The organism is Rhodococcus cercidiphylli, from assembly GCF_033042225.1.
Lineage (GTDB): Bacteria > Actinomycetota > Actinomycetes > Mycobacteriales > Mycobacteriaceae > Rhodococcoides.
Genome location: NZ_JAWLKE010000012.1, coordinates 97557 through 122385, shown reverse-complemented (window position 1 = coordinate 122385; position 24829 = coordinate 97557). Strand labels below are relative to the sequence as shown.

At 65.2% G+C, this 24829-nt stretch carries 23 protein-coding genes; 10 read left to right on the top strand and 13 right to left on the bottom strand.

Features of this window, described 5'->3' with window-relative positions; all coding sequences use genetic code 11:
- Nucleotides 1–124: 124 nt before the first annotated feature.
- The 3 genes from R3P95_RS24505 to R3P95_RS24495 all read right to left on the bottom strand — a co-directional run bounded on the left by R3P95_RS24505 (nucleotide 125) and on the right by R3P95_RS24495 (nucleotide 4074).
- Nucleotides 125–1489, bottom strand: coding sequence for an NAD(P)/FAD-dependent oxidoreductase (locus R3P95_RS24505; RefSeq protein ID WP_283347692.1), 1365 nt, complete (start codon nucleotides 1487–1489; stop codon nucleotides 125–127).
- A 62-nt stretch (nucleotides 1490–1551) separates the two neighbouring features.
- Nucleotides 1552–3024 (bottom strand): carboxylesterase/lipase family protein, encoded by a 1473-nt coding sequence (locus R3P95_RS24500; protein ID WP_394855467.1) that lies wholly within the window; start codon nucleotides 3022–3024, stop codon nucleotides 1552–1554.
- Nucleotides 3025–3069: 45 nt separating this feature from the next.
- Complete coding sequence (locus R3P95_RS24495; protein WP_149406430.1) at nucleotides 3070–4074, bottom strand: aldo/keto reductase family protein; 1005 nt, start codon at nucleotides 4072–4074, stop codon at nucleotides 3070–3072.
- 105 nt (nucleotides 4075–4179) lie between these two features.
- On the opposite strand from R3P95_RS24495, the gene R3P95_RS24490 reads away from it, so the two are divergent.
- Nucleotides 4180–5736 (top strand): amidase, encoded by a 1557-nt coding sequence (locus tag R3P95_RS24490; RefSeq protein ID WP_317549759.1) that lies wholly within the window; start codon nucleotides 4180–4182, stop codon nucleotides 5734–5736.
- Nucleotides 5737–5812: 76 nt separating this feature from the next.
- Here R3P95_RS24490 and R3P95_RS24485 read toward each other — a convergent pair whose 3' ends face one another.
- The 3 genes from R3P95_RS24485 to R3P95_RS24475 all read right to left on the bottom strand — a co-directional run bounded on the left by R3P95_RS24485 (nucleotide 5813) and on the right by R3P95_RS24475 (nucleotide 7887).
- Nucleotides 5813–6685 carry a hypothetical protein gene (locus R3P95_RS24485; RefSeq protein WP_317549758.1) on the bottom strand — a complete coding sequence of 291 codons (873 nt, stop codon included), beginning with the start codon at nucleotides 6683–6685 and terminating at the stop codon, nucleotides 5813–5815.
- A 141-nt stretch (nucleotides 6686–6826) separates the two neighbouring features.
- The gene (locus R3P95_RS24480; protein ID WP_269596627.1) at nucleotides 6827–7291 is read right to left on the bottom strand and encodes a MarR family winged helix-turn-helix transcriptional regulator; all 465 of its coding nucleotides are present in this window, start codon (nucleotides 7289–7291) and stop codon (nucleotides 6827–6829) included.
- The gene (locus R3P95_RS24475; RefSeq protein WP_317549757.1) at nucleotides 7288–7887 is read right to left on the bottom strand and encodes a DJ-1/PfpI family protein; all 600 of its coding nucleotides are present in this window, start codon (nucleotides 7885–7887) and stop codon (nucleotides 7288–7290) included. The genes R3P95_RS24480 and R3P95_RS24475 overlap by 4 nt, the downstream gene beginning before the upstream one ends.
- A 132-nt stretch (nucleotides 7888–8019) precedes the next feature.
- Here R3P95_RS24475 and R3P95_RS24470 point away from each other — a divergent pair, with 132 nt between their 5' ends.
- Both R3P95_RS24470 and R3P95_RS24465 read left to right on the top strand, forming a co-directional pair.
- Complete coding sequence (locus R3P95_RS24470; RefSeq protein ID WP_317549756.1) at nucleotides 8020–9648, top strand: sigma-54-dependent Fis family transcriptional regulator; 1629 nt, start codon at nucleotides 8020–8022, stop codon at nucleotides 9646–9648.
- 142 nt (nucleotides 9649–9790) lie between these two features.
- Nucleotides 9791–10900, top strand: coding sequence for an NDMA-dependent alcohol dehydrogenase (locus R3P95_RS24465; RefSeq protein WP_068053551.1), 1110 nt, complete (start codon nucleotides 9791–9793; stop codon nucleotides 10898–10900).
- Nucleotides 10901–10987: 87 nt separating this feature from the next.
- On the opposite strand, the gene R3P95_RS24460 is transcribed toward R3P95_RS24465, so the two are convergent.
- Nucleotides 10988–11617, bottom strand: a complete 630-nt coding sequence (locus R3P95_RS24460; RefSeq protein ID WP_149406424.1) for a nucleoside/nucleotide kinase family protein — start codon at nucleotides 11615–11617, stop codon at nucleotides 10988–10990.
- Between the two features lie 94 nt (nucleotides 11618–11711).
- Between R3P95_RS24460 and R3P95_RS24455 the strand changes: the two genes are divergently transcribed.
- Together R3P95_RS24455 and R3P95_RS24450 are read left to right on the top strand one after the other, a co-directional pair.
- Complete coding sequence (locus R3P95_RS24455) at nucleotides 11712–12071, top strand: ArsR/SmtB family transcription factor (RefSeq protein WP_149406423.1); 360 nt, start codon at nucleotides 11712–11714, stop codon at nucleotides 12069–12071.
- Nucleotides 12068–13105, top strand: coding sequence for a TIGR03086 family metal-binding protein (locus R3P95_RS24450; protein ID WP_317549755.1), 1038 nt, complete (start codon nucleotides 12068–12070; stop codon nucleotides 13103–13105). The genes R3P95_RS24455 and R3P95_RS24450 overlap by 4 nt, the downstream gene beginning before the upstream one ends.
- Before the next feature lie 8 nt (nucleotides 13106–13113).
- On the opposite strand, the gene R3P95_RS24445 is transcribed toward R3P95_RS24450, so the two are convergent.
- The 3 genes from R3P95_RS24445 to R3P95_RS24435 form a co-directional block, all read right to left on the bottom strand.
- Complete coding sequence (locus tag R3P95_RS24445) at nucleotides 13114–14259, bottom strand: acyl-CoA dehydrogenase family protein (RefSeq protein WP_371828273.1); 1146 nt, start codon at nucleotides 14257–14259, stop codon at nucleotides 13114–13116.
- Nucleotides 14260–14328: 69 nt separating this feature from the next.
- The gene (locus R3P95_RS24440; protein WP_317549754.1) at nucleotides 14329–15150 is read right to left on the bottom strand and encodes an SDR family oxidoreductase; all 822 of its coding nucleotides are present in this window, start codon (nucleotides 15148–15150) and stop codon (nucleotides 14329–14331) included.
- Between the two features lie 72 nt (nucleotides 15151–15222).
- A complete protein-coding gene (locus R3P95_RS24435) occupies nucleotides 15223–16044 on the bottom strand; it encodes a sulfurtransferase (RefSeq protein WP_317549753.1) in 822 nt (273 codons plus the stop codon).
- Nucleotides 16045–16109: 65 nt separating this feature from the next.
- Between R3P95_RS24435 and R3P95_RS24430 the strand changes: the two genes are divergently transcribed.
- Entirely contained in the window at nucleotides 16110–17255 is a 1146-nt protein-coding gene (locus R3P95_RS24430) for an NADH:flavin oxidoreductase (RefSeq protein ID WP_317549752.1), read from the top strand.
- A 33-nt stretch (nucleotides 17256–17288) separates the two neighbouring features.
- Here the strand turns inward: R3P95_RS24430 and R3P95_RS24425 are convergent, their stop codons facing one another.
- Entirely contained in the window at nucleotides 17289–19415 is a 2127-nt protein-coding gene (locus R3P95_RS24425; protein WP_317549751.1) for an HNH endonuclease signature motif containing protein, read from the bottom strand.
- A gap of 141 nt (nucleotides 19416–19556) precedes the next feature.
- Here R3P95_RS24425 and R3P95_RS24420 point away from each other — a divergent pair, with 141 nt between their 5' ends.
- Nucleotides 19557–19826 carry a hypothetical protein gene (locus R3P95_RS24420; protein ID WP_317549750.1) on the top strand — a complete coding sequence of 90 codons (270 nt, stop codon included), beginning with the start codon at nucleotides 19557–19559 and terminating at the stop codon, nucleotides 19824–19826.
- Here R3P95_RS24420 and R3P95_RS24415 read toward each other — a convergent pair.
- Nucleotides 19823–20596, bottom strand: coding sequence for an IclR family transcriptional regulator (locus R3P95_RS24415; RefSeq protein WP_317549749.1), 774 nt, complete (start codon nucleotides 20594–20596; stop codon nucleotides 19823–19825). The genes R3P95_RS24420 and R3P95_RS24415 overlap by 4 nt on opposite strands.
- Nucleotides 20597–20739: 143 nt before the next feature.
- On the opposite strand from R3P95_RS24415, the gene R3P95_RS24410 reads away from it, so the two are divergent.
- Nucleotides 20740–21501 (top strand): CoA transferase subunit A, encoded by a 762-nt coding sequence (locus tag R3P95_RS24410; protein ID WP_317549748.1) that lies wholly within the window; start codon nucleotides 20740–20742, stop codon nucleotides 21499–21501.
- Nucleotides 21498–22136, top strand: coding sequence for a 3-oxoacid CoA-transferase subunit B (locus tag R3P95_RS24405; protein ID WP_317549747.1), 639 nt, complete (start codon nucleotides 21498–21500; stop codon nucleotides 22134–22136). The genes R3P95_RS24410 and R3P95_RS24405 overlap by 4 nt, the downstream gene beginning before the upstream one ends.
- 74 nt (nucleotides 22137–22210) lie before the next feature.
- Here R3P95_RS24405 and R3P95_RS24400 read toward each other — a convergent pair whose 3' ends face one another.
- Nucleotides 22211–23059 carry an aldo/keto reductase gene (locus R3P95_RS24400; protein ID WP_068054275.1) on the bottom strand — a complete coding sequence of 283 codons (849 nt, stop codon included), beginning with the start codon at nucleotides 23057–23059 and terminating at the stop codon, nucleotides 22211–22213.
- A gap of 54 nt (nucleotides 23060–23113) precedes the next feature.
- Here R3P95_RS24400 and R3P95_RS24395 point away from each other — a divergent pair, with 54 nt between their 5' ends.
- Nucleotides 23114–24787: a phospholipase D family protein gene (locus R3P95_RS24395; protein ID WP_317549746.1), complete on the top strand. Its 1674-nt coding sequence runs from the start codon at nucleotides 23114–23116 to the stop codon at nucleotides 24785–24787.
- Nucleotides 24788–24829 lie beyond the last annotated feature (42 nt).

Genomic DNA, 24829 nt, shown 5'->3' with positions numbered 1-24829 from the left:
ACCGCCGGCCCCCCCACCCCCCGGGGGGGGTCGGGTGGCGAGCTGTTGGGGTGGGGGTGTGTGTGGTGGTTGGGGGGCCCCCCCCCCCCCCACCCCCCCCCCCCCCCACCACTGCCGTAGGCACTCACTCGTACAGATCGATTGCCTGAGCTTTCTTGATCAGCGCATCCTCGGATCGCACTTGCGCGAGGTTGACGACGCGCGTCGGCAGCACCGAGGAGTACAGCCAGTCCGTTGCCACCCGCACTCGCGCGGACACCGTCGGCAACGCGTACAAGTGATAGCCGCGCGCGACGAACTTCGCGACGGGTCCGGTCAACGGAATGCCCAGAGGCTTTGCCACACCGTCGAATCCACCGAGATCGGCGACGAGACCCAGATCCTTGTGCTTGTACGGACGTGCCTGCCCGACGCCCATCGACGCCGCCACATTCTGTGCCACGGCGACGCCTTGGCGCTGGGCGTGCTGCGCCGTCGGCGGCGTTGGCTTCGACGGGTCGGCGGCGAGGTCGGGGACTGCCGCCGCGTCGCCGATCGCCCAGACGTCTTCTACGCCGGGGACGGTCATGTCCGCGCCCACCACCAGGCGTCCGCCCGCTGTGGGCAGACCCAGCCGTGCGATGAGCGGGCTCGCGGCGACGCCCGCTCCCCACACCAGAGTTCGGGACGGGATCACCTCGTCGTCGGTGAGCGTCACCGACGTTGCGGTGGCCGATGCCACCGACACCCCCAGCCGGACGTCGACACCTCGCTCGGCGAGCACGGCGAGCGCTTCCTTGCCCAGTCGCGCGCCGAGTTCCGGCAGCACCGCGTCGGCCACGTCGACGAGTACCCAGCGCACCTCGTCCGGGTCGACGCTCGCCCAACGGGATGCAATGCCTTTGACCCAATTCTGCATCTGGGCAACGAATTCGGTGCCCGTGTAGCCGGCTCCCACGGCCACCACCGTCAGCCGCTCGGCACGTTCGCTCCGGCCTTCCGGGGTGTCCGGCAGAGCATCGGCTGCGTCGAGTTGCGCGAGCACGTGGTTGCGGATGTAGACGGCCTCACTCAGCGTCTTGAGCCCGTACGCATGCTCATCGACACCGGGGATATCGAACTGCTTGGTCACCGACCCGGGCGCGAGTATCAGCTTGTCCCACTCGAGCGTCGAGTCGCCGTCGGGGCCGATCACCGTCAGCTCGCGCGCGTCGAAATCGACGGTCGTGACGTGACCGAGCACCAACTTGACGCGCGGCAGCGCCTGACGGGTCGAGACGGCGATGTCCCGCGGATCCAGAACGCCGGTGGCGACCTCGGGTAGGAGCGGACTGTAGAGCAGGTAGTCGGTGGGGGCCACCAACGTCAGCACGGCGCGATCGGGCCCCAGCAGCTTCGCCAGCCGCTGCAAGGCGTTGAAGCCGCCGAAGCCCCCACCGACCACCACGACGCGAGCAGGCCGCGCGGGGACCGGAGAACTCGTACCGAAACCAGGAAGGAATCTGCGCATATCCGAGATTAACCCGCCGGTGAGCCACCCGCAGACGACGTTCGGAGGTTGCCGAGAGAAGGTCAGCGAACCCCGTCCCACACCGCGCGGGTTGCCGGCCTCGGGTCGAGGGTGACGCCCGGCTCGGTGCCGAACATCATCACTGTGCGCTCGGAGCCGTACGGGTCCCAGCCCGGAGAGCCGTCGCGCACGAAATCGACCCAGGCACGGTGCATCTGGTCGGCCACCTGCTGCGGCGGATTCGGGCCCGTGATGCGGGCGGTCTCGGGCTTGTGCAGCATGTCGAACACGAACGGGATCTCGAGCGCATGGCAGGCTCCGAGCGCGCCGTCGAACAGCGTTGAGCCCCAAGTGAACTCGTAGACGAACGCGTTTCCGGAACGGGCCTCGACCAGTCGTGTGGCCGGGATGCGGAAGAACCAGTCGGTCATGACGGCGATCATCAGCTCGCCGGCCGAGGCGTCGGGCAGCTGCTCGCGGTACCGGTCCAGCGCCGATGCATCGGCTTGGTACCCGGCGAGAACCATCGTCACGTAGTCCTCGGTGATGTGCGGAACCAGGCCGGCGGGCACGATGAAGAACGCGTGCTCCTCACTGGTGGTTCCGATCAACACATCCACCTGTGTGCCCGCACCGTCGCTGATACGCGAAATGGGCAGCGCCGGAACGACATCACCGTCGATGTACGGCTCGAAGGCCATGACGTTCAGGGCCAGCTCACTCCACGCTCCGGTCGGGGCCTCGGCGGTGATCCGATCGGACAGTTCACGTTGAGCGGCGACCAACGCGTCCACCGACACCGAAGCAAATCCGTCGACCGTTGCCTCGACACCGAGCGCGGACGCCAATGCTGCGGAGACCTTTGCTGCGGTCTCGGCGGTGATGACGTGGTGCCCGGCTCCGCTCTGCAGAATTGCCCGCTGGAAGAGGCCTTCGGCACGGGGCATCGACATCAGAGTGCCGACGCTCATCGCGCCCGCGGATTCACCGGCGATGGTCACCTGCGCCGGGTCGCCGCCGTAGGCAGCGATGTGGTCGCGGACCCATTCGAGAGCCGCGACCTGGTCCAGCATCCCGCGGTTGGCCGGGGCACCGTCGATCAGCGCGAAACCGTCGACTCCGAGTCGGTAGTTGATCACCACGGCGACGACCCCGTCCCGAGCGAACGCGGAACCGTCGTACGTGGGGATTGCGTTGCTGCCGTTGACGAATGCGCCGCCGTGGATCCAGACGAACACCGGTGCCGAGGCGCCGACATCGGGGGTGAAGACGTTGACGTTCAGGCAGTCCTCGCCTGGCACCACCGGCTCGCTGAGGATCTCACTGGTCGGCGGCCGGTAGCCCACCTTGGGAACAGTGGCCCCGAGCTCGAGCGCGTCGCGCACTCCGTCCCAGGTAGGCGGCCGCGACGGTGCCTGGAATCGACGGGGGCCGAACGGGGCCTCGGCATACGGCACCCCGAGGAACGAGGTGATGCCTGCGTCGGTCCGACCGCGAACCTGGCCCTGAGGTGTATCGACGGTGATCATGTCCATACGTCCTTATTACCCTGTTCGCCTCGGACCGACGCCGGCAGGCGGTCAGACCAGACGTGCTTCCGGCGAGCCTGTCTTCCCCGCGTCACGCTCGACCGAATCGCCGAGCGCATCGTCGATCTTCGCGAGCACGTCGGCGTCGAGGGTGACCTCGGAGGCCTTGATATTCTCGGCGATCTGCTCGGGGCGGGAGGCACCGACGAGTGCGGCGGCAATGTTGTCGTTGGCCAGCACCCACGCAACAGCCAACTGCGCCATGGTGATTCCCAGATCGTCGGCGATCGGCTTGAGCTGCTGCACGCGGGTGAGCGTCTGATCGTCGAGGTAGCGCGCGATCATCTTGTCGCCGCCCTTGTCGTCCTTGGCGCGCGAACCGTCGGGCAGAGGTTGACCGGGGAGGTACTTGCCGGTGAGCACACCCTGGGCGATGGGCGACCAGACGATCTGCGAGATGCCCAATTCCTTCGACGCGGGGATCACCTGATCTTCGATGACGCGCCACAGGGCCGAGTACTGCGGCTGGTTCGAGATGATCGAGAACCCGTTCTGGCGGGCGAGTTCCTGACCAGCGCGGAGCTGGTCGGCGGTCCATTCGGAGACGCCGATGTAGAGCGCCTTGCCCTGGCGGACGACGTCACCGAATGCGGCGATGGTCTCTTCGAGCGGAGTCTCGACGTCGTAGCGGTGGGCCTGGTAGAGGTCGACGTAGTCGGTGCCGAGCCGACGCAGCGACGCGTCGATGCCTTCGAGGATGTGCTTGCGCGAGAGTCCGGTGTCGTTGGGGCCCTTGGGCCCGACCGGGAAGTAGACCTTGGTGAAGATCTCCAGCGATTCCCGACGCTCGCCTTTCAGCGCGTCGCCCAGCACGGTCTCGGCTGCTCCGTTTGCGTAGACGTCGGCGGTGTCGAACGTGGTGATGCCGGCATCGAGGGCGGCACGCACGCACTGGGTGGCGATGTCGTTCTCCACCTGCGATCCGTGGGTCAACCAGTTGCCGTACGTGATCTCCGAAATCTTCAGTCCGCTGTTTCCGAGGTATCTGTAAGCCATACCGAAAACGGTACTCCCCGGCGAAGCTCCGACTCCGAGTGTCACGCGGTCCGAATTTACTGATGCGTAACAGCGTGTGCATACGGCGTCGTTAGCGTCGTTACCGTGTCCATCCAAGACCGCAGGGGCGTCCTCGTACTGATCACGGCTCTCACGCTCAGCGCCGTCGGCTGTCAATCGAACAGCACTCCCGACAACGGTTCCGAGCTCCCGTTGCAGGGACTCGGCGTCGACGATCTTCGGTCACGCTTGGAGTCGGGTCAGTACACCAGCGCGGATATCACTCGAACGTATCTGGACCGGATCGAGAAGTACGACGACTCGGGCCCGACGCCGCTGCATGCTGTTGTCGACGTCAATGCCGACGCACTGGCCGAGGCGAGCACGTTGGACGACGAGCGCGCGGCGGGAACGATACGGGGTCCGCTGCACGGTATTCCGGTGTTGATCAAGAGCAACATCGGAAGTTCGGAACTTGCCGCGACGGCGGGAAATGTCAACCTGAGTTCGTTTCGCCCCGTCGAGGACTCCCCGGTGGTTCGCAACCTGCGAGAGTCGGGCGCAATCATCCTCGGAACCACCAACATGTCCGAATTCGCCTGGCATGGAACGTTCACCAAAAGTTCCGTCGAAGGTACAACCGCGAACATTTTCGACCGTGAGTTCAGCGCAAGCGGTTCCAGTGGCGGAAGCGCAGTAGCCGTGGCGGCGGGGTTCGCCCCGATCGCCTTGGGTACGGACACCTGCGGCTCGGTGGTCGGGCCGGCCGCCCACGCCGGGCTGGTGGGTTTTCGCCCGAGTCACGATGCGATCAGCAGGGACGGCGTCGTCCCCCTGTCTCTTTCGCAGGACGTGGTCGGGCCGATCGGGCACTCGGTCGCCGACGCAGCCGCGGTGGCCGATCTGACCAGTGGCAACGACAACGGATGGTCCGACTCCGCAGCAGCAGTGGACCTGACATCGGTGACGGCCGCGTACCTCACCTGGCCGTTCGATGCCCGTGGGGCTGATCCGGACAGTCCCGACCAGGCCGTGCGGCCCCAGATCCGTAGCGGCTCGGATGCGGCCGTCGAGGCACTCGCTCAATCGGGACCGCAGTTGGTCGACCTACCCGAGCTGAACGAGGAGTTCGCCACCGACGTTCTGACCGACAGTGGCTACAAGGATGCACGGCCATCCATCGACCAGTTTCTCAGCTCGACGGACGCCGCCTACGACCCCGAGGTCGCCGCGAGGGCTCTCCCCTCGGATGCTTTGACTTTCGAGGATGTGACCGAAGGCAGTGCGCTGGAAGCAGACACGATCACCGAATGGTTGGAGGCACCCTCGTTGCCCAACCCGGCGCAGGATGCGACCCTCGCAAAACAACAGGCGGGAACGCAGGCGCTGACCGACCTCATGGCCGCACAGAATGTCGACATCCTCATCTACCCGACGACGCCGGAAACAGCCTCAGAGGAGTGGGCAGGCACGGCAGCGTGCGGTATCAGCGCGAACACCGGTGCACCCTCGGTGCAGATCCCGATCGGTAGCACGACGAGCGGCCTGCCGTTCGGCCTGACCGTCGCGGCCGCACCTGGGCAAGACGCCGTCGCCCTCGCGGTAGCGGCCGCCCTCGAAGCCTCCGTCGACGCCGACATATCGGCTCCGGCATTGCCGTAACCCGCTCGAAAATCTGGGCCGCGACAACGTTCGAGAGGACAGATACCATTATGTCAGAACAGGTTTCGCGTGTCGTTTACCCCGGAATCCGGTAGCGCCCGAGGGCCCACATCCCGACGCCTGCGAGCACGACGGCGGCACATGCACCGCCCGTCGACAGCCACAGTTCGACGCGGGGCCAGGACGAGTCCGCGAGTGCAGAGGTCAACGGCGTGTACGACGTCCACCCGTAGGTGACGACCATCGGCACCGTGATCGCCACCGGGATTGCCAGGCCGAGGGTCGACGGCGTCGGAGCGGCCGGTGTGCACGCCACGTACAGGTAGGTTGCGGCGGCCGGAAAGACGATCAGGGTCGCGACGTAGTGAACGTTGTCCAGCGGCGGCTGCTCGAACAGTGCCGTCACGCAGACCACCGCCAGAACTGCGACGCCGATCAACGGACGTCCCCAACGCAATCCGAGCGCGGTGCCGGCTGCCACCGAGACTGCGGTGAGTGCAACCATTCCCAGTACCCAGCCCCTGTCCGAGGCACTGATTCCCACCCCCGCGGTGGTGGTCGAGGTGAGCAACACCGCCGTTCCGGCGAGGACCATGACGCCGCCGCGACCACGGAACACACCGGCCGCCGCGAACAGCACGGGTACGACGAGGAGTCCGTAGTACCAGCGGCCGCCGAACCCGTACAGGCTCTGGAACATGCTGAACACGAACACCATATTGAGCAGCAGGCCACCGATCGAGACCAGCAGTATTGCCGCGACCGTACGGATGTCGCGATCGGTCGCCGGGCTTTCGCCCTGTTCGGCGCGCGCTGCCCACGCCGCAGCCACCACGACGAGCACACAGAGCACCGGCACGACCACCGGTGTGCCCATGTCGGATTCGGTGAGGTAGTCGGCGTAGTGCCGGGGAATTGCGCTGTGCTGTAACGCCTCTACTGCACCCACACTGAGCAGCCCGAGCAGAAACGATGTCGTCAGCAGTGCCTGCCGAACCTGCTGTCGCCGAAAATGTCGATGCCGTCCGATTGCATCGACAATCCGGCCAGCAATCCGGTCAGAAGTACCCCGAGCGCAACCATGCCCGAATTATGCACTGCCGCCGCGATAGTCCCTGGATGCCGAAAGGATCTTCTCCAGGGTTGCCGCAAAGGCCTGCAGCTCTCCCTCTCCCACAGCGGCTCCCACGGCATCGGACCAGGCATGTTGCGCATCCCGCAGCTCGGCAACGGTGTCGCGTCCCTTGGCGGTGGGTTCCAACAGCTTCGCGCGCTTGTGGTTCGGGTTGTCGACGTACACGGCCCACCCTTTGTCCACCAACAGGTTTGCGGTTCTTTGCACGCTCTGTCGTGCCAGCCCCAGCCCGACACGTCGCGCGATGTCGGCTACCGAGAGCGGCTCGTCCAAGGTGGCTCCGAGAACCTGCCACCACGCCGGAGTCAGGCCCGTCGGCTCGGTGATGTCCTGTGCGGCGGCGAGGAATTCACCGTTGAGCTCGAAGACGGGCAGGACCAGCGCAGTCAACGCATCTCCCTCGGGGGTGCGTTGCTTCATGCGCCGGCCAGCTGGTCGTAGTACTTGCGTTCCCCCGTCGTGTAGAGGCCGTACCAGGCGTCGACCACGGGTTGCGGAAACACGTTCAACCGCTCGAACACGAGCTTCGCGAACTCCAACGGGCTCACACCGCCTGCGGTGATCACGGTGCCGTCGGACACTGCCTTCTCGTCGCGGTAGTACTCCGAACCATGGTATTCGATTGCCTGCGTGAGGAACTCGGCGGCATTGGAGGTATGTGGCCGGTCGTCGAGCAGTCCGGTTCGGGCCAAACCCATTGTTGCGCCGCAGATCGCCGCGACCGGCGTTCCCGCCCCAACCAGTTCGGCGGCGAGCTTAAGGACCGTGTCGTGACCGGAGTCCCAACTGGGCGCGCCGGGCAGAATCAATGCGTCGAGTGCCGGCAGATCCGCCAAGCCGACGTCCGGAGTAATTCGCAATCCTCCCATCGTCGTGACGGCCTCCCCTGTCTCGGATGCAACGATCAGCCGATTGGCGTCGGGGTCTTGTTCACGAGCCATGGCCAGCCCGGCGGTGAGGTACCCGTACTCCCAGTCGGCCATGGTGTCGGTGGCGTACAGAGCGATCGTTGTCATCTCGAACCTCCAGAATTTCGACAGTGTGCTGTCATTGTGCGGATATGACAGCACACTGTCAATACATCACTGCCCGATCGGGCAGGTTCCGTCGAAACGTGCGTCGAGCGGAGCAGTCGGCGATACCGTCGTATGACGACCATGCGCCGGCCGACGGAGGTGCGCGAGATGCCCAGCGGTGCCGAGAAGCTCCGAGATTCCATTGCCAAGTCCTGGCAACGGTCGGCGCAGAGCGGTCTCGCACCGGCGGACACTCTGGAGCAGGCGAGCCTGCGTGACGTCGACCGTCGTAGCCGCCTCCTCGCCGCGGCAAATCCCATCCTCGATCGGATGGAGAGCGTGCTCCACGGCTCCGGGTACTGCGTCCTGCTCGCGGACCGTGACGCCCGGCTGGTCGATCTCCGTTTCGGAACCCATTCGCTACGAGATGCGGTGTCCTCCATGGGCGCGGTCGTTGGCCGCTCGTTCACCGAACAGGCGTCGGGTACCAATTCGATCTCGACGAGCTTCGAGATGCGCGCCCCGTGCGCTGTGCACGCCGAGGAGCACTACATCGAGTCGATGAAAACCTTCGGCTGCTACGGCCACCCCCTGATCCACCCCGTCACCCGCCGCATCGAGGGCGTCCTCGACATCACCTTCCTGGCCTCCGACGACAACCCGTTGCTCCAACCGATGCTCGTCCATGCCGCACAGGACATTCAGGGCAGGCTCCTCGAAGAGACGCGTTCGGGCGAACAACGACTCTTCCAGGCGTTTCAGTACGCATCCTCACAGCGCCGCGGTGCCCCCGTCATCGCGATCGCCGACGAAATTCTGCTCGAAAACACCAGCGCTGCAACAATAGTGGACACAGTGGACCACTCCGCACTACGCTCGCTCACCGACGATGCGGTCCGGCGCAGCGGCGTCGTACAGGATGTGATTCTCAATTCCGGACTGCATGCAACCGTGCGCTGGGAACGTCCGGTGTCGGCCGCGGGCATCGTCATCGAGATCGATCCGCACGACACCGTGCGTACACCTCCACCGGCACCGAAGACACGAAAGCCGTTGTGCGTCACCGGTGAACCCGGCACCGGGAAATCGACCACCCTGGCCCGCTGGACAGCAACGACGTCACCACGCTGGTTCGACGCGTCGGATCTGGTGACGACGACTGCAGCCGAGTGGTTGGCAGGCGTCGAGCATCAGGTCCGGGCCGCACACGATGTCGTGGTCGAGAACGTGCACTTCCTCACCGGCCCGGTGGCGAGCCGGCTGCATTCGATTCTGTCGTCCGCTCCCGGGTGGTACGCGCTGTCGAGCTCGGCCACCGACTCGGCCGAACTAGAACATCGCCAACTTCTGTCCCTGTGCGCCGAGACCATCGAGTTGGCCCCGTTGCGCTCTCGCCGACACGAGATTCCGGACCTGGTCCGCGCCATCATGGCCGAGCTCGAGTCCCGCGCGCACTTCACCCCGGCAGCGTTGTCGGCGTTGATCGACTACGACTGGCCGGGCAACATCGGCGAACTACGGGCCGAGGTCACCGAGGCCGCGTCGCGCAGATCCGTCGGAGATATCACCGAACGGGAACTGGTCCGGCCGCGCAAGAAAGCGTCGACCACCCGGATGAGCACCCTCGACACCGCGATGCGCGACGCCATCGTGCACGAGTTGGCGCGGCAGGGCGGCAACAAACGCACGACGGCGGAGAGCCTGGGAATCAGTCGAACCACGCTGTACAAGCGGATGCGCGAGTTCGGCATCCTCGGCTGAGGTTGTCCACTTTCTGAACACTCTCCACCCGTGATCGGGGTCACAATTCCATGCATGGATGCGCGCCCGGCAATACGAGAGCAGCGGCACCGTCGGACACGCCACATCCATCGACCGCTGAATCGACGTCAGGAGAATCTCCGTGAAGACCAAAGCAGCAGTACTGTTCGAGCCACACAAGCCGTTCGAGATCATCGAACTGGACATGGACGGCCCCGGCCCCGGTGAAGTCCTGATCAAGTACGTGGCCGCAGGGCTGTGCCATTCGGATCTACATCTGCTCGACGGCGACCTTCCACCGCGCTTCCCCATCGTCGGCGGCCACGAGGGTTCCGGCATCATCGAAGAAGTCGGTCCCGGCGTCACCAAGGTCAAGCCCGGCGATCATGTCGTCTGTTCCTTCATCCCGAACTGCGGCACCTGCCGCTATTGCTCCACAGGCCGACAGAACCTGTGCGACATGGGCGCAACGATCCTCGAGGGCTGCATGCCCGACGGCACGTTCCGTCGCCGCGACAGCAAGGGCACCGAATTCGGAGCGATGTGCATGCTCGGTACCTTCTCCGAACGCGCCACCATCTCGCAGCATTCCGTCGTCAAGATCGACGACTGGTTGCCCTTGGAGACAGCAGTTCTCGTGGGCTGCGGCGTTCCGTCCGGCTGGGGTACCGCCGTATACGCGGGCGGTGTACGCGCAGGTGACTCCGTGATCATCTACGGCATCGGCGGCCTCGGCATCAATGCCGTTCAGGGAGCGGTGCATTCGGGCGCGAAGCATGTCCTCGTCGTCGATCCGCTCGAGTTCAAGCGTAACCAGGCGCTGAAGTTCGGGGCGACTCACGCGTTCGCGGACTACGCGTCGGCGCAGGAGAAGTTGACCGAACTCACGTGGGGTCAGGGAGCGGACCAGGCTCTGATTCTGGTCGGAACCGTCGACGAGGAGGTCGTGCAAGCCGCAACCGCGGCCATCGGTAAGGGCGGCACCGTCGTCATCACCGGGCTCGCCGATCCCGAGAAGCTGACTGTGCACGTGTCCGGCACGGATCTGACGTTGAATCAGAAGACGATCAAGGGCACGCTCTTCGGGTCCGCGAATCCGCAGTACGACATCGTGCGCCTGCTACGCCTGTACGACGCCGGGCAACTCAAGCTCGACGAACTCATCACCTCGACCTACTCCTTGGAGCAGGTCAACGAGGGCTACCAGGACCTACGCGACGGCAAGAACATGCGCGGGGTGATTCACTTCTGAAACACGCTGCGGCAGTGGTGCGGTCGAGTGCGTTGGGTTGCACTCGACCGCACCGCTGCGAGCACCGGAATGCACGAACGATGGTGGTCATCTCCAGTCGATCGGCAACACTCGCGTTGCCCGAGCGCGCGGATCCACCTCGTCCAGATAGATCTGGCATGCTGCGTGATAGCGCTGGTCGAAGGCCCGACCTGCCGCCTCCGTGCCACCGAGCGCCTCCGCATCCCTGGCTATACCGCGAGCCCGTGCGACGTCCATGGGGGTATCGACGAAGACTGTGTAGTCCCAGTACTCGGGCAGCGGCGGCCGGTGCAGGAACGTTCCGTCCACCACGACGATCGCGTCGGCCGGCACCGGCTCGAGCGGATCGTCCACCGGCTCATCCGTCGCCAGATCGATGACCCGACGCCGAATGGCCCCGCTTCCGTTCGGCCCCAACGGGATCAGCACGTGTGCCGCAAACGCGTCGAAGTCGTACGCGTCCCGGTAGTAGCCGAGAGCCGACGCCCGACCCTGCCGATACCGATGGGCGCGCCGATGATGAAAGCCGTCCATCGTCACGTGCACGGACGGACGCCCCTGTGCCGCAACAGCATCGACCAGCCATCGCGCGCAGGTGGTTTTGCCCGAAGCCGTCACCCCGTCGATCGCCACCCGTAGCGGGTGTCCCGGGGCCCGGGAGAGCACATCCTGCACCAGGTCATCACCGACGCTCATGGTTCGAGGGTAGGCGATCAACTTAGTCAACCAAGTGGTTGACTACGTCGAGCGGGCGGCTTACCCTCGGAAACAACGCACAGCGAGGAACCCCATGGACGATCGAACAGAGCAGCTCAACAGGACGTTCGCGGCATTGGCCGATCCCACTCGACGTGACATCGTCGCTCGACTCGCCGGGGCGGATGCGAATGTCAGCGAGCTCGCCGAACCGTACGAGATGAGCCTGCAAGCGGTCTCGAAGCACGTGAAGGTGCTAGAGGAGGCCGGATTGGTCACGCGCAGCAGGGATGCCCAGCGTCGCCCGGTGCACCTCGATGCCGAGGTGTTCGGCCTGTTGACGAAATGGATCGAGCGTTATCGCCAGGAAGCAGAACAACGGTATCGACGCCTCGACGCCCTGCTGGACAGCATCGCAGACGACGAGACCAACGAGTCGAAAGAAGTGTCATGACTGCACACGACACCGAAATCGTTGCGGACGAGAAAGTCCCCACGATCGAGATCGTCCGAGAGTTCGACGCGACGCCGGAGCAGGTTTTTCGCGCTCACATTGACCCCGAGCTGTATCGGCAGTGGGTGGGGCCGCGATCGTTGACGACCCGAATCCTGAAGTGGGAGGGACACACCGGAGGCGCTTGGGCCTTCGCCAACGACCGGGACGGCGAAGAGATCGCTGCCTTCTTCGGCAGCTTCCACGAGGTGCGTGCGAGCGAGCGGATCGTGTGGACCTTCACCTGGAAGGGTGCACCCGACTCGGTCGCGCTCGAAACGCTCACCTTCGACAGCCGTGGCGACGGCGGTACACGTCTGAGGGTATTGAGCGTGATGTCGGACTTCGCGACGCGCGACGGCATGCTGTCGAGCGGCATGGACGTCGGTGTAAAGGAGGGCTACGAGAAGCTCGACGAACTGCTCGCGCAGAGCACCGGCCCGGCCCAGCAACACCTGCAGGACGCGGCCATGTTCACTTCATTGGTGGAGTCCGCATCACCGGAGGACTGGTCTCGGCCGAGCCCGGTATCGGGTTGGGCTGCAATCGATGTGGTGCGGCACCTGGTCGAGTGGTCCCGCGGCTTTCTCGCCGGCGGAGCCGGTATCGAACTACCGGCGCTGGACGTCGGAGCCGACCCGGCCGCAGCCTGGACCCAGCACGTCGCCGATATCCAAGCAATTCTCGACGACCCCGCCGGCCGGGTACTGAGCAACCCGCACACCGGAGACATGCCGGTGGACGAGGCGATCGACATGTTCTACACCGCCGACGTCTGGATGCACTCCTGGGACCTGGCGAAAGCCCTCGGCCGAGAGCCTGATCTGGGCCAGAAACGCTGCGCTGCAGCGCTCGAGGCCATGCGACCGATTGAGCAGGTGCTACGGGACAGCGGGCAGTACGGCCCCGCCGCCCCCGTTGCCGACGATGCTTCCTCACAGGACAAGCTGATGGCCTTCATCGGCCGCGACCCGGCCTGGCAGCCGGGTCGGTAGACGAACGTTCAGAGGTACTTCTTCAGCTCCATCTTCGCAATCGACATCTTGTGCACCTCGTCGGGACCGTCCGCGAGCCGCAGGGTGCGAATGTGTGCGTACATCATGGCCAGCGGGAAGTCGTTGGACACTCCGCCTCCGCCGTGGACCTGGATCGCCCGGTCGATGATCTTCAGCGCCATCTCCGGTGCCGCAACCTTGATCGCTGCGATCTCCGTGCGCGCTTCCTTGTTCCCGACGGTGTCCATCAGGTACGCCGCTTTGAACGTGAGCAACCTGGTCTTCTCGATCTCGATGCGCGCCTCGGCGATCCAGTCCTGAATGTTCGAGCGCATCGCCACCGGCTTGCCGAACGTCACTCGCGATACCGCACGGCGACACAGCAATTCGAGTGCACGCTCGGCCACGCCGATGGTGCGCATCGCGTGGTGGATGCGGCCGGGTCCCAAGCGAGCCTGGCTGATTGCGAAGCCCTCCCCCGGCCCCTTCAGCACGTCCTTCGCCGGTACCCGTACATCCTCGAAGAGCACCTCGGCGTGACCTTCGCGGTCGATGTAGCCGAACACCGGCAGATTGCGCAGGACGGTGACTCCGGGTGCGTCGATGGGCACCACCAACATCGACTGCTGGCGGTGCGTGGCCGCCTCGGGATCGGTCTTGCCCATGACGATGAGAACCTTGCAGTTCTTGTGCATCGCATTGGACGTCCACCACTTGCGCCCGTTGAGGATGAAGTCGTCGCCGTCGCGATCCATCTTCATGGCGATGTTGGTGGCGTCGGAGCTGGCGACATCGGGTTCGGTCATCGCAAAGGCAGAGCGAATGGTGCCGTCCAGCAACGGCTTCAGGTACTTCTCCTTGTGCTCGTCGGTGCCGAAGAGCGTGAACACCTCCATGTTGCCGGTGTCCGGTGCGTTGCAGTTGCATGCCTCGGGCGCGAGCAGGCTGCGGCCCATAATTTCGGCCAGCGGTGCGTATTCGAGGTTGGTCAGACCGGGACCCCACTCGGGATGCGGGTGGAACAGATTCCACAGTCCGCGCGAGCGCGCTTCCTTCTTCAGATCCTCGATGATCGGCGGCTGGAAGTGCGGGTCACCGGATTCGAGCATCTGCTGCTCGTACACTGCCTCGGCCGGGTAGATGTGAGAGTCCATGAACTCCAACAGATCCGACTCGTACTTCTTCGCACGGTCGGAGGTCTCGAAAAATGCCACGGTGGGCCCCTATCGGTTGTTGTCGAGCAAGCTGTCCTGGTAGCGACGCATGCCGCGCAACCACCGGTCGTAGTCGGCACCCTTGTTGCGGTACATGTCCAGCACGTTCTCGTGCGGCAGGATCAGGAACTGCTCGCGGTCCATTGCGTCGAGCACCACGTCGGCGACATCGAGCGGTTCGAGTACGGCACCGGCACTGAGAACCGCGGCAGTTGCGGCCGCTCCCAACGCATCTCCGGATTCGCGTCCCTCGTAGAGCAGTTTGGTGTTGACACCCATCGGACACAGGCAGCTGACGCGAATACCGCGGTTGCCGTAGGTGACGTTCATCCACTCGGCGAATCCGACCGCGGCGTGCTTGGTCGTCGCGTATGTCGCCGAGCCGATCTGGGTGAGCAAGCCGGCCGCCGAGGCGGTGCTGACGAAATAGCCCTCACCGCGCTCGAGCCAACCCGGCACCAACAGCTGTGCGGCGCGAATGTGCGCGCGGACGTTGACATCGAACGAGAGATCCCACTCCTTGTCGGTGGCGTCGAGTCCGGGTGCGCCGCTGATGCCTGCGTTGGCGAAGTAGAGATCGACAGGTCCGAACGAGTCCTCGGCCAGTGCGATCAGCCGTTGAATGTCCTCGGTGTTCGACGCGTCCGCCGCGGCGGCGACGGCCGTCCCCGGCCGGTCGCGTTCGATGGCGTCGGCCACGGATCGGGCCGTGGTCTCGTCGAGATCGGAGACGACGACGCGTGCGCCGTGCTCGGAGAGTCGAGCGGCGATGGCCCCGCCGATTCCGCCACCACCGCCGGTGACGACGGCAACTTTGCCTTCTACCTTCATGCCCCAGGTATAGTTGAAGTCGGATTCAAGTTCAACCCTGGTTGCGTGAAGATGCTGGTCAGAGCGCGGAATCTAGGCCCGAGGACGCGTCGGATCAGTGATCCACCCCGACCACGATCCCGGATACAACGCAGCATCGAAGCCCGCCAACTCGAGCGCCAGAATCTGATGGGCGGCGGTCACGCCGGAACCGCAGTACACGGCGACGGCCTTTCCCTCGAGCACAAGTCCACCGAATGTGCCATTGAGTACCCCGGGGTCCAGAAACTTGCCGTCCGAATCGACGTTGTCTGTGGTCGGTCGATTGATTGCGCCGGGGATGTGACCGGCCACCGGATCCACCGGCTCCACCTCGCCGCGGAATCGCTCGGGTGCTCGGGCGTCGAGCAGGACGTTGCTCTGGGCGAACTCGAGTACATCGCCGACGTCGAGGACTCGTGCCAGGGACGGCCGGGCGCTGAAAGATCCGGCTGCGACGATCGACGGCTCGGTGCCGGTGGCAAACCCTTCGGCCACCCACTGAGCCAGACCGCCGTCGAGGACTCGCACGTCTGCATGGCCGTAGTAACGCAACAGCCACCATGCGCGCGCCGCGGCAGTTGCGGGTCCTGCGTCGTAGACCACCACGGAGGAATCGTCGCTCACCCCGGCGCTTCGCATCGCTGCGACGAAGGTCTCCTCGTCGGGCAATGGGTGGCGGCCGCCTGAACCCGGGACCCCGGCAAGCTCTGCATCGAGGTCCACGAACTGCGCGTTCGGGATGTGGCCGGACCCGTAACCTGCTCTGTCGCTGCCGGTCTGGAGCGCCCAACGAACGTCGAGGACGACCGGAGCCCGTCCCATCTCGAAGAGGTCGTGCAGTTCGGCGGCAGAAATCAGCGGCGAAGGGCTCATAAGGCTCCGACGCTAACAGCCCTACGCCGGGAATAGCTCGGGTTACATGCCGGTTGTGCGCAGGCGTGACCGAAACTGCATCCACAACTCAGCATCTGTCCACCGCCGGGCTCTTCGAGCCGTTCGAGGTCAAGTCGCTGAAGCTGCGCAATCGCTTCGCCATGGCCCCGATGACGCGCGCCTTTTCTCCCGACGGCATTCCCGGCCCGGATGTCGCCGAGTACTACCGCAAGCGCGCGGCCGGCGGCACCGGCCTCATCATCACCGAGGGCACCTACATTCCCGATCCCGCAGCCGGCCCGCACACCCGCGTCCCGCGGTTCTACGGTGATGCCAGCCTCGAGGGCTGGAAGGGCGTCGTCGACGCCGTCCACGCCGAGGGCAGCGCGATCATTCCGCAGCTGTGGCACCTCGGCGTAGAACGTGGCACCGAACCCCGCCTCTTCCCGGACGTCACCACCGTCAGCCCGTCCGGAATTGCACTCGACGGTTCTTCGGTGGGTCGGGCCTTCACCGACGCCGACCTCGACGAACTCACCTCGCAATGGGTGCAGGCCGCGGTCAACGCGAAGAACACCGGATTCGACGGTCTCGAGCTGCACGGCGCGCATGGATACCTGCTCGACGAATTCCTCTGGGCCACAACCAATGTGCGCGACGACGAGTTCGGTGGTTCCCTCGAAGCTCGGACTCGCTTCCCCGCGCAGGTCGTTGCGGCGATCCGGGCTGCGGTGGGCGAGGACTTCGCCATCGTCTACCGGTTCTCACAGTGGAAGAGCAATCACTTCGACGCGCGGATCGCCCAGAATCCGGAGGAACTCGGACGCGTCCTGACTCCCCTGGTCGACGCCGGAGTGGACATCCTGCACGCTTCGACCCGCCGCCACTGGGATCCGGCGTTCCCGGAGCTGGAGGGCAACGACGGCAAGCTGGGCTTGGCCGGGTGGACCCGCAAGCTCACCGGCGTCCCGACGATCACTGTCGGATCCGTCGGCCTCGACTCCGTGTTCACCTCGGCGTGGTCGGAGGACGCCGCATCCGGTGTCACCGGACTCGATGCACTGGTCGGCCAGTTCGAGGACAACGAATTCGATCTCGTTGCCGTCGGACGTGCGCTGCTGTCCGACCCGGATTGGGTGAACAAGGTCGGAGACGGACGCGTCGACGAGCGCATCGAATTCACCCGCGACCACATCCAGCACTTGGTCTGACGGATCGGGCACTGGAATCCACGGCAGCATCGCCTAGAACGGCGGTGCTGCCGTTTCGTCTGTCTCGGGCGGTTGATTGTCGGGTGGGTTGGGGTAGGCGATGTGGCCGGATCGTTTCGGTGTGGTGGGGATGTGTGGTCTGAGGTCGTTGCCGAGGATGGGTACGGATGTTGCGTTGGTGGGCAGGGTGATTCGGGTGGTTTTCGATGTCGATGTCCAGAGGATCGCTCCACCGGGGAGCATGACTGCTGTCCAGTAGCCGGCGGTTTTGACCGAGTGGTGGTAGTCGCAGAGGCATTGGAGGTTGTTGACGGTGGTCCAGCCACCGCTGCGAGGGTTGGCGTGATCGAAGGGGGTGATGTGGTCGAGTTGGCAGCGTGCGGCGGGTCGGTGGCAGCCGGGGAAGCGGCAGTGTTTGTCGCGGAGTCGGACGGCTGCGGTGGTGAGGGCGTCGGGTCGGTAGATCAGGGCGCGGTCGGTGAGCGGGTCGCGTGGGACGGATTCGCCGAGAGTGGGGTCTGCGGCGATGGCGGCTTCGAGTGCTGCGGCCAGCGATGCGCTGCCGAGGTAGATGCCTGAGGACTCGCGGTTTGCGGGTGTGTGGCCTGCAGTGGGGATCGTCGGGTTGTCCATCCGGATTGCCGAGCGTAGGTCGAGTGCTCTCATGTTGCGGGCGGGATGTCTGATGTCGTCCAGATCGAGGGCAGAGCTGTGCCGTGTGCCCCGGCCGACGGGGGTGTGGGTGCAGAACAGGGCTGCAGCGGACGTCAACGATCCCAGGCGACGCTGGCGTGGATTGTCGCCGGCGGCAGTGGCAGCGGCAGTCGAGCCTGTTCCCGGTTCCGGGCCTTGGGCTGACGTCGCCCCGGATGTTGTGGAGTCGGATGGTGTTGTGGGAAAACCTGATTCGGATCGTTTCGGTGCAAGATCAGGTGCCGGCGATATCGGGTCGGCAGGTGACTGCGACGACGATGCCGGGTCCGATGGAGGTCTCTCGGGGCCGGTTGCCGAGGTCGGATGTGTTGGCGGGTCGGTAGCTGGTGCCGGGGCACTGGTTGCTGCACGCTTGCGGACAGGGTCGGCGGCACCTGGGTCGGTAGCTGCAGCCGGAGTCGATCCAGCCGCCATGTCTGTAGCGGCGTCCGTCGGCCGCGTTGCCAGGCTCTCGCCCGCTGCCGTAGTGGCGCTGCTTTGGGTTGCAGGCTCGGTCGTTTCACTGTCCGAGCGTCGTTCCCATTCCCCGGTGTCCGGGTTCTGCACTGCGAGTCCGAGTTTCTCGGCGAGGGTGACTGCTTCGGTGAGCAGGATCTGCCAGTGACTGTTGCGTGCGAGTTCTCGTGCGAGGTCGGGGTCGATGGAACCGTGCCCGGCGAGGTAGGCGGGGTTGGCCAACAATCCGATGAGGGTGGCGATGTCGACGGTGATCATCGTGAGCGGCACCCGTCGATCCGGCAGCGCTGCATCGGTTTTGGGGCAGTCGGTGCGTTGGCACAGGCATGCCAGTCGGGGTTCGCCGTGCATGCGGGCCATGAATGCATCGCACAGGCGTTCTTTCTTCCCGCGCGGGTCTTTCGGGCAGAGGGTGTCGGCCATCTCTTCGAGGAGTTGCCATGCGGCGGCGGCTTCGGGGGCGGTCAGCTCGGCTCGGATGCGGGCGAGTTCTCCGGCGGGACTGTAGGTGACGGTCCGGAACTTCTTCGCGAACTCCCGCAACGCGGCCGCTTCCTCGGGTGCGACGCGCAGCAGGATGTCCCAGATCGCCTGTTCGAGCGGGCCCGGGGACGACCTCCGCGCCGCCTCGACCACGTCGGCTTCGACGCGGGTGACGATGTCGTCGGAGAGGTTGTCGAGGATCCGGCATACCGTCCGCACGCGGGGAAGGTCGATCTCACCGGTCTCGAACGCTGCCCTCAGCAGCGGCATCCTGGTATGCAGGGCAACGCCGACCGAGACATACGCTTCGGCGACGGTCGCCGAGCAGCCCAACGCCACTGACATTTCCGTGCGTCCGTATCGGCTGTAGTGCTTGTGCTTGGTGTCGCGGGTGATCCAGTCGCAGTGCACGCGATAGCAGGCGGTGATCTTGCGGGCGGCCTGCCGATTCTCCTCACGCGCGGCAGCGGTCAACGCCTCCAGTGACACGGTCGGGATTGCACCCATTTTTCACCCCCCGGTGAGCCGAAACAAGAACGCCTGTTCGAACAAGAAGAACAATAACCCGACCCACCGACAAGAATGCTCGAGCCGAAAAAGCACCGGCTGACCTGCCGTTACCCTCGGAATCGTTCTACACTGCACTCCATGAGCGAGCCCGGTTCAAAGTCGGAACCGATCGAATTACGCCGGCGTGCGGCCGGCGGCGATCAAGATGCCATCGACCAGTTGGTCGAACTCGCAGGCGAGCGCAACGACCTCGACGAACTCCGCTCTCTCGCCGATGCAGGCAGCAGCGATGCCGTCGACATCCTCGTCGAGCTCGCCGGTGAAGTTGGCGACCGCGCCGAGCTGCAAAGATTGGCCGACGCAGGTAGCCAAGACGCCGCGGACATTCTGGAGGAACTAGATAGCTAAGCGGGCCGCTCCCCCAGTTGCACGGTGAGCCGGTGTGCCGCGTCGAGCAGCATCTTGCCCAATTCCCGGCGTCGGTCGTCACGGAATCGCGTCTCGACGCCCGTCAGGCTCAGTGCCCACGCAGGACCTCCGGCGCGGTCGAACACAGCAGCACCGAGACCCCAGCTGCCTTCCACGAGCAACCCTGGATTGACGGCGAAACCTGTTGTCCGAGTGTGGCCTACGCGGTGCCGAATCGCTGTGGCGGAATGAGTCTCGCCCCACTCCGGCACCAGGTCGACGTCGCCGAGGTACTCGTCGACCTCCCGATCGGGCAGGTGCGCAAGAATGGCCAAACCGGCGGACGCCACCCCGAGCGGTAGCCGAATGCCCTCGTACAACACGTGCGAGCGCAACGGAAAGCTCCCTTCCACCCGAAGCAGGCACACGGTCTCCGCCCCGCGCCGGGCCGAGAGGAACGCGCTCTCTCCACTCTCGGTGGCCAACGCCTGCACTATCTTTCGAGCCTGGTCGGTGATGTCGTACCGCAATGCCGCCATCGATCCGAGCAGATAGATCTCCGGGCCCAGTGACCAGTTGCCGGTCGCGTCGCGGTCGACGAATCCTTGGTCGGCCAGCGACGCCAGTAGGCGATGTGCGGTCGGTCGCGCGATACCGGTCGCCCGCGCGAGCGCGGTGGTCGAGGCACCCGACGGCTCCTCGCTCCCCGCTGCGCGCAGCAACGAACAGATCTTGTCGATCACACTTGCGTTGGCATCCGGTGTCGTCACCCGGCCATCGTACGTCCACTCACCGGACGCCTAGTCCACATCCGTTCACCGAACGAGCAGATACCAGCATTCGCCTCACCGAAATACACAGCTCAGGTTGACTGACTACAACGTTTGCTCAACGAACACATCAGGAGCTGCAAGTGACTGGAAAGACCTACGCGTCCGCCGCCGACGCGGTTGCGGACATCGGCCGAGGAGCGACCCTCGCGGTCGGTGGCTTCGGACTGTGCGGCATCCCCGACGCACTCATCGAGGCCATCGCCAACACCGACGCCACCGAGCTCGAAGTATTCTCCAACAACTGCGGCGTCGACGGCTACGGACTCGGAATCCTGCTGGCCGCCGGACGAATCCGCCGCGTCACCGCCTCCTACGTCGGCGAGAACAAAGAGTTCGCCCGGCAGTACCTCGCCGGCGAACTCGAAGTGGAACTGACCCCGCAGGGAACACTCGCCGAGCGACTCCGCGCCGGAGGCACCGGAATTCCCGCATTCTTCACCCCCGCAGGAGTCGGCAGCCCCATCGCCGACGGCGGAATGCCCTGGCGCTACGACCCCGACGGCTCCATCTCGATCGCCTCCCCACCCAAAGAGACCCGAGTGTTCGGCGACAAACGGTACGTACTCGAAGAGTCGATCAACGCCGACTTCGCACTCGTGCACGCCGAAATCGGCGACACCGCAGGCAATCTCGTGTTCGACAAAACTGCGATGAACTTCAACCCCCTCGCCGCGATGGCAGGAAAGATCACCATCGCCCAGGTCGAGAACCTCGTGGAGCCGGGCGAAATCGACCCGGCCCACGTACATCTGCCCGGCGTGTTCGTCCAACGCGTCGTACACACCGGCCCACAGGACAGGCGCATCGAAAAGCGCACCGTCAGTTCAGGAGTTCGAGCATGAACACAGGATGGACCCGCGATCAGATTGCCGAACGCGCCGCAGCGGAGATGGTCGACGGCGAATACGTCAACCTCGGCATCGGACTACCGACCCTGATCCCGGGATACCTGACCGACGCGGTCAAGGTCACCCTGCACTCGGAGAACGGCATCCTCGGCACCGGGCCCTACCCCACCGAGGACGAAGTCGACGCCAACCTCATCAACGCCGGCAAGGAGACCGTCACCGTCAATCCCGGTGCCGCGTACTTCGATTCGTCACTGAGCTTCGGCATGATCCGCGGCGGCCACATCGACACCGCCGTACTCGGCGGCATGCAGGTCTCGCGCACCGGCGACCTCGCCAACTGGATGGTGCCCGGCAAGATGGTCAAAGGCATGGGCGGCGCGATGGACCTCGTGCACGGTGCCCGGCGCGTCATCGTCGTCATGGAACACACCGACCGCGACGGTAACCCGAAAATCCTCGACGCCTGCACCCTTCCACTGACCGGCCAAGGCGTCGTGAATCGCATCATCACCAACCTCGCCGTCATCGACGTCGTCGGCGACGGCACCCTCGAACTGGTGGAACTCGCACCGGGCGTGACCACCGAGCAGGTCACCGCGGCAACAGGATCGGCCCTGAAGCACTGACCGGCCCTGATGCACTGATCGAACGACTGTGGGCTCGAACATCCGAAGATGTTCGAGCCCACAGGGTTACGTGATCAGTCGGGGATCATGTCGAAGGTGTCCGGATTCGGTCCGGTACGACCCTGCTCACCCTTGTCCAGAGCCGTGATGGCGTCCACATCGGCCGAGCTGAGCTCGAAGTCGAAGATGTCGAAGTTGGCCTTCACCCGCTCCGGCGTGACCGACTTCGGGAAGATGATGTTTCCGCGCTGGATGTGCCAGCGGAGCACCACCTGTGCGACGGATTTGCCTGCCGCGTCGGCGATTCGCTTCAATTCCGCGTCGTCGAGAACATTGCCCTGGGCGATCGGAGACCACGCCTCGGTGGGGATCGCATGCTCGCGGCCGTAGGCCCAGACGTCGTTGTTGACGAAGTACGGGTGCACCTCGATCTGGTTCACCGCGGGGACCGTCTCGGTCTCCTCCGCCAGGCGATCGAGGTGGGCGGGCTGAAAGTTGGAGACGCCGATGCTGCGTGCGCGGCCGTCTGCGGCGAACTCCTCCAGCGTCTTCCAGGTGGAGACGAAGTCGCCGTCGTAGCGGGTGGGCAGCGGCCAGTGGATGAGGAAGAGATCCACGTGGTCGGTGCCGAGGTCACTGAGCGTCTTGTCGAACGCCTTGCGCGCGTCGTCGGGCTTGTGGAAGCCGTTGTTGAGTTTGCTGGTGACGAACACCGAGTCGCGGTCGATACCCGAGTTCCGAATACCTTCGCCGACCTGCTTCTCGTTGCCGTACATCTCGGCGGTGTCGATGTGGCGGTAGCCGATCTCGAGTGCCGTCTCGACGGCCTGCGCTGTCTTCTCGGGATCGATCTGGAACACGCCGAAGCCGAGCTGCGGGATCTGCTTGCCGTTTCTGAGCGTGACGTTGGGTACCTGAGTCATATCGCTCGGGTGCCCGCCCTCCCCGCGCTTCAAACCGGATGAAATGATGCCACCGTGATAGTGCAGCGCATCCGGCGCGTCGTCGACGGTGTCGCCGAGAGCCTCGGCAGATCCACCTCCGCCCTCATCGCACCGGAGCGACACTTCGATCCGGCGCACCCGTGGTTCCTCACTGCCGTCGAGCGCGGCAACGACGACACCCGGATCACCGCCTGGACCGAGGGCAACCGCGTCGAGAACCTGGTGCACGGCAAGACCTATTTCGCGGCGCTGGCCCGAGCCCTCGACCGCACCGAGCGCGACGACCTGGTGCTGTTCACCGATTGGCGCGGAGATCCGGAACAGCTGCTCACCGACGACGGCGTGACCGTCGAGGACGCGCTCACGGGCGTCGCGCACCGCGGTGGCGTCGTGAAGGGCATGGTGTGGCGCTCGCACATGGAGACGCTCGGATTCACCGGCCCGAAGAATCGCAAGCTCGCCATGAAGCTCGAAGAGGCAGGCGGCGAGGTGATCCTCGACCAGCGCGTGCTGGTGACCGGAAGCCACCACCAGAAGTTCGTGGTCGTGCGGTACGGGAGGAAAGATCTGCCCGACGTCGCGTTCGTGGGCGGCATCGACCTGGCCCGTGCTCGACGCGACGACGCCGATCATTTCGGCGATCCGGTCTCCCGACCCTTCCCTCCCGAGTACGGCGAGATCCCGGCCTGGCACGACGTGCAGGTTCAGTTGGAGGGACCCGCGGTGCGGGACGTCGAGGACGTCTTCCGCGAGCGCTGGGAGGATCCCGCAGCCCTGTCCCGCCTACCCTGGCACGCCATCCCCGACATGCTGCGCGGAGTGACTCGGGAGCCGTCGGAACTGCCGCCTGCGGCTGCGCCGCCGGAACCGCAGGGCACGTGCTCGGTGCAGTTGTTGCGCACCTACCCGCGTCGACGCCCCGCCTACCCGTTCGCCACCAAGGGCGAGCGCAGCGCGGCACGGGCGTACGCCAAGGCGCTCAACCGGGCAACCGAGCTGATCTACATCGAAGACCAGTACCTGTGGTCGGTGGATGTCGCACGCGTCTTCGCCGCGGCACTGCGCCGTAAGCCGAACCTGCGCTTGGTGGTGGTGGTTCCCAAGCACCTCGACGACGACAGTGCACTCACCATTCCCTCTGCGCTGCTGGGACACTCGGCTGCCTTGGAGGTCATCCGCGCCGCCGGTGGTGATCGCGTGTTGGTTCTCGACATCGAAAACGACCGCGGCATACCGGTATACGTGCACTCGAAGGTCTGCATCATCGACGACGTGTGGACCGCGGTGGGCTCGGACAACTTCAATCGTCGGTCCTGGACTCACGATTCGGAGCTGACAGCGGCGATCGTCGACGAAGAACGCGACGACCGCGAACCTCTCGACCCCGCCGGGTTGGGCGACGGTGCCCGAACCCATGCCCGCAACCTGCGCCTGGAACTGATTCGCGAACACCTCGGCCGCGCCGACGGCGACGACGCCGATCTGGTGGATCCGCAGGCATTCTTCGACGCCATCTCGGCGAGTGCGACCGCGCTCGACGAGTGGCACCACAACCCGTCCTCGGGCCCGCGCCCTGCCGGCAGGCTTCGTCGACACGAGATTTCCGTGCCACCGGTGTGGCAACAGCGACTCGCCGCATTCGCCTATCGCCTGTTCGTGGACCCCGACGGCCGGCCGATCGGAATGCGTCTGCGTCGTCGCTTCTGAGGCTATCGCCGAGCACCAGCCGTTTCGGTCCTGACATATCGG

Coding starts and splice junctions, on each gene's coding strand:
- R3P95_RS24505 (WP_283347692.1), bottom strand. CDS start 1,489: ATGCGCAGATTCCTTCCTGGTTTCGGTACGAGTTCTCCGGTCCCCGCG.
- R3P95_RS24500 (WP_394855467.1), bottom strand. CDS start 3,024: ATGGACATGATCACCGTCGATACACCTCAGGGCCAGGTTCGCGGTCGG.
- R3P95_RS24495 (WP_149406430.1), bottom strand. CDS start 4,074: ATGGCTTACAGATACCTCGGAAACAGCGGACTGAAGATTTCGGAGATC.
- R3P95_RS24480 (WP_269596627.1), bottom strand. CDS start 7,291: ATGAAGCAACGCACCCCCGAGGGAGATGCGTTGACTGCGCTGGTCCTG.
- R3P95_RS24475 (WP_317549757.1), bottom strand. CDS start 7,887: ATGACAACGATCGCTCTGTACGCCACCGACACCATGGCCGACTGGGAG.
- R3P95_RS24470 (WP_317549756.1), top strand. CDS start 8,020: ATGACGACCATGCGCCGGCCGACGGAGGTGCGCGAGATGCCCAGCGGT.
- R3P95_RS24460 (WP_149406424.1), bottom strand. CDS start 11,617: ATGAGCGTCGGTGATGACCTGGTGCAGGATGTGCTCTCCCGGGCCCCG.
- R3P95_RS24455 (WP_149406423.1), top strand. CDS start 11,712: ATGGACGATCGAACAGAGCAGCTCAACAGGACGTTCGCGGCATTGGCC.
- R3P95_RS24450 (WP_317549755.1), top strand. CDS start 12,068: ATGACTGCACACGACACCGAAATCGTTGCGGACGAGAAAGTCCCCACG.
- R3P95_RS24445 (WP_371828273.1), bottom strand. CDS start 14,259: ATGGACTCTCACATCTACCCGGCCGAGGCAGTGTACGAGCAGCAGATG.
- R3P95_RS24440 (WP_317549754.1), bottom strand. CDS start 15,150: ATGAAGGTAGAAGGCAAAGTTGCCGTCGTCACCGGCGGTGGTGGCGGA.
- R3P95_RS24435 (WP_317549753.1), bottom strand. CDS start 16,044: ATGAGCCCTTCGCCGCTGATTTCTGCCGCCGAACTGCACGACCTCTTC.
- R3P95_RS24425 (WP_317549751.1), bottom strand. CDS start 19,415: ATGGGTGCAATCCCGACCGTGTCACTGGAGGCGTTGACCGCTGCCGCG.
- R3P95_RS24420 (WP_317549750.1), top strand. CDS start 19,557: ATGAGCGAGCCCGGTTCAAAGTCGGAACCGATCGAATTACGCCGGCGT.
- R3P95_RS24405 (WP_317549747.1), top strand. CDS start 21,498: ATGAACACAGGATGGACCCGCGATCAGATTGCCGAACGCGCCGCAGCG.
- R3P95_RS24400 (WP_068054275.1), bottom strand. CDS start 23,059: ATGACTCAGGTACCCAACGTCACGCTCAGAAACGGCAAGCAGATCCCG.